The sequence below is a fragment of the Roseospirillum parvum genome (assembly GCF_900100455.1).
GTDB classification, from domain to species: domain Bacteria; phylum Pseudomonadota; class Alphaproteobacteria; order Rhodospirillales; family Rhodospirillaceae; genus Roseospirillum; species Roseospirillum parvum.
The window spans coordinates 1-2,834 of the sequence record NZ_FNCV01000029.1 but is presented as its reverse complement, the minus strand read 5'-3'; the positions used below and the strand labels follow the sequence as shown (position 1 = coordinate 2,834).

Genomic DNA, 2,834 nt, shown 5'->3' with positions numbered 1-2,834 from the left:
CGCCAGCAGACAATCACCCCGAGCCAGGTGTCCGACCGGCAAGGCCTTGATGGCGTCCAGCGACATGCAGCCGTAGTGCGCCTGGGGCGCCTTGCCCTCGCCCTTGGGCGACCACAGGGCCTGTTCCCAGGGCGGATCGGCAATGATCGCCCCGTAGCTCAGCGGCCGCAGGTGTCCGAAGGGCCAGCTCATCGCCGACTGCTCAGCCATGACCCTGACCCCACACCTCGAACTCGTAGGTCAGGGCCAGCTGTACGGCTCCACCGCCGCGCCGGCGCCAGATCAGCCGGACACTCACCCGCCCGTCGCGCCGGCGGTAGGGGCGCGACGAGCGCTGCAGCCGCCACCCGGCGGCCTCGAATAGGCTCTCCAATTTGGCCACCTCTGGCACCTCGGCCGCCGAGCAGATCGGCAGATAGCGCCCCGGGCGCGGATGCTTGCGGTGCGCCCTGGTCATGCCGCGTCCTCCGTCTGGCCGCGACACTTGGTGCACATCCGGTGGTGCGGCCCGGCGGACACGAAGGACGTGCCACAGGTCATACAGTTGCGCCGGGTCGCCGGCCGCTCCTGCCTAGCCACGGCGAAGCTGGAATCAGGTAAGCAGAACGCTCCATTGGCGGTCAGCCCCGCCCACCCCTGTAAAGCGATGATGTCAATGATCTCGCCTCGGCTCCGACCCAGGTGCTGGGCCATCTCGCTGAGCGTGTGTCCCTGATCCATCAGAGCGCGGACCTGACGGGCCTCCTCAGCCTCGTCGCGCGGCACCCCCTCGTCGCGCGGTGCTGGATCGCTCGGCGCCTGGTCATGGGCCACCGCCGCATCCTGGCCCGGCAGCACGTACTGACGCCTCGCCGCCTGGCCGACAGCAGCCAGCCGGCCGGCAGCGACCAGCGCCCACAGGCGCTTGCTGGCCGTGGGCTGGGAGCATCCCAGCGCCTCGGCCAGGGTTCTTCCCGTCAGGCACACACCCTCGTCGAGCAGCGCTCGAGCCGTCCCCAGGGCGGTCACCAGCTCGGGCGGCAGAGTCCACGACGACGGCACCGGGATCGACTTGGGCTCTGGCGCCGTCTCGACGGGGGCCGGTTTTGGCTCCGGCGGGGGGTCAACGGGCGCCGCCGGAGCCCGGATGAAGGTGAAAGCCGCGCGCGCCCGTTCGACAGCGACCTCGGCGCCATGCGGCAGGTAGGCCTCGACCAGGATCAGCTTCAACTGCTCATCAGTCGTCAGGACCCTCATGGGATCATCAGTCTTCAGGATGCTCATGGCGGGCTCCTTCATCCGTCCAGATCGGCCCGGAACCCCGGGCGGGCCTCGGTCTCGGCGTCGGCCTCGGCGGCCAGTTCGGCGAGGCCGCGCCAGTCGGTCCCGAGGCCCTCGGCCGCCGAGGCCGTCAGCGCCGCGCGCCCCCTGCCTATTGCGGCATCCAGGCGCCCCCGGGCGGCCGACCGCCCCCGCCCGTGTCGGAACGGCGCGGCGGCGATCAGCAGATCGATCAGCGCTGTCCTCAGCAGTTCGGGGGCGGGGCTGGTCATGGCGCGCCGCGCTCCTCGATCTCCGCCCAGGTCTTGAGGTCCGCGCCCGGACCTCCCGGCTGCGTGCCAGCCTTGTCCTCGGCTTCGAGTATCCGCGCCCACTTGACAGCAGCCCTGGCCACGCCGTCGATGTCGTCGCCATACACCCAGGCTTCGTCGCCGCACACCAAGTCACGGTGGGTGCTCAGGGCGCACAAGTCACTGTCGCTGCCGAACACCTTGATCGGCACCTCGACGCGGGCCAGGAACCCATAGGCCCCAGCCTGCTGACACTCGAAGCCGAACCGCTCGGGATAGAGATCGCACCCCTCGAGGCCATCCGCCGCCATACGTCTCAGGGCGGCCCCCATCTTGGGGTCCTCCACCAGCGGGCGCAGGGGTGGATGGTCCAAGGTGGCACCCGCTCCGAGGTCCCTGAGGTCCTCCAAGAACAACTGGACGAATGACTCTGGACACCCGTCGTCGTTCAGCCGCAGGAGGCGGAGGCTATAAATCTCCCCCACGCGCGCTTTGAGGTCCGACAACTGCTGACACAGCTGCAGATTGGGGTCGTCCAACATCGTCAGTCCCTCCGGGCCAGCCGCAGGGCCGCCATGTCGGCGCGCCAAGCGGCGTTGTTGATCACCCTGGCCCAGCGGAGCATCCGATGGGCCAGGGCCTCGGTCGACCAGGCCAAACGACCCAGAACCCAGCCACTGGCGCCGGCGAGCCGCTCCAGGGTCCAGGCGAAAGGTTTACGGTGGTTCATGGTCGCCTCCTTCAGGCCGACGCGATGTCCAGGGGCACGGGCTGCCACGGGCCGTCCAGGGCGGCGCGGGTGTAGAAGCGGATGTAGCGCTTGGTGCCGACCACGCGGATCGCATCGCGGATAGCGCCCTGAGCCCGCCCCCAGCGCTCGTCATCGAAATCCAGGCGCAGCAATCGGAAGATGGCCTCTCGGCTCACTTCGCCGGCGCTGTCGGTCTTGAAGGCATCGTCGATCAGGGTCCTGATCTCCGGGCGGGCACCCTCGGCCCACTCGGCAACGCACTCCAGGAACAGCTCGCGCGCCATCTCCAGTTCGACGCCAAAGGTGATCCGGTCGGCCGTGGCGAACTGGACCTTCAGCAGGCCATCGAAACTGGTCAGGGTGACGTTGCCCTTGCCCTTCGCGCCGCGCGGCACGACCTGGTAGTGTTCTTCCAGCGTCTGCAGGAAGGCCTCGAAATCGGCCATGGTGTGGTTGAAGAAGCGGTTGATCTGGTTGGCCAGATCGACCGCGTACCCCATCACCATGCGGACGGTCTGATCCTCCAGCGCCTC

Annotated in this window: 7 protein-coding genes; all 7 read right to left on the bottom strand. The window is 69.0% G+C overall.

The features are described 5' to 3' along the window. A partial coding sequence (locus BLR95_RS15330; RefSeq protein ID WP_245689577.1) for an S-adenosylmethionine-binding domain-containing protein occupies positions 1-210 on the bottom strand: 210 nt, incomplete at its 3' end. Then, positions 203-457: a hypothetical protein gene (locus tag BLR95_RS15325; RefSeq protein WP_092622126.1), complete on the bottom strand. Its 255-nt coding sequence runs from the start codon at positions 455-457 to the stop codon at positions 203-205. The genes BLR95_RS15325 and BLR95_RS15330, both read right to left, overlap by 8 nt. Continuing rightward, positions 454-1,263, bottom strand: coding sequence for a hypothetical protein (locus BLR95_RS15320; RefSeq protein WP_092622124.1), 810 nt, complete (start codon positions 1,261-1,263; stop codon positions 454-456). The genes BLR95_RS15325 and BLR95_RS15320 overlap by 4 nt, the downstream gene beginning before the upstream one ends. An 11-nt stretch (positions 1,264-1,274) precedes the next feature. Further along, a complete protein-coding gene (locus BLR95_RS15315) occupies positions 1,275-1,532 on the bottom strand; it encodes a hypothetical protein (RefSeq protein ID WP_092622122.1) in 258 nt (85 codons plus the stop codon). Further along, positions 1,529-2,092, bottom strand: coding sequence for a hypothetical protein (locus BLR95_RS15310; protein ID WP_092622120.1), 564 nt, complete (start codon positions 2,090-2,092; stop codon positions 1,529-1,531). Before BLR95_RS15310 ends, BLR95_RS15315 begins: the two co-directional genes overlap by 4 nt. A gap of 2 nt (positions 2,093-2,094) precedes the next feature. Further along, the gene (locus BLR95_RS15305) at positions 2,095-2,280 is read right to left on the bottom strand and encodes a hypothetical protein (protein ID WP_092622118.1); all 186 of its coding nucleotides are present in this window, start codon (positions 2,278-2,280) and stop codon (positions 2,095-2,097) included. A gap of 11 nt (positions 2,281-2,291) precedes the next feature. Continuing rightward, positions 2,292-2,834 (bottom strand): DUF3164 family protein (locus tag BLR95_RS15300; protein WP_143131046.1); only part of this gene is annotated, 543 nt, incomplete at its 5' end.

Coding starts and splice junctions, on each gene's coding strand:
- BLR95_RS15325 (WP_092622126.1), bottom strand. CDS start 457: ATGACCAGGGCGCACCGCAAGCATCCGCGCCCGGGGCGCTATCTGCCG.
- BLR95_RS15320 (WP_092622124.1), bottom strand. CDS start 1,263: ATGAGCATCCTGAAGACTGATGATCCCATGAGGGTCCTGACGACTGAT.
- BLR95_RS15315 (WP_092622122.1), bottom strand. CDS start 1,532: ATGACCAGCCCCGCCCCCGAACTGCTGAGGACAGCGCTGATCGATCTG.
- BLR95_RS15310 (WP_092622120.1), bottom strand. CDS start 2,092: ATGTTGGACGACCCCAATCTGCAGCTGTGTCAGCAGTTGTCGGACCTC.
- BLR95_RS15305 (WP_092622118.1), bottom strand. CDS start 2,280: ATGAACCACCGTAAACCTTTCGCCTGGACCCTGGAGCGGCTCGCCGGC.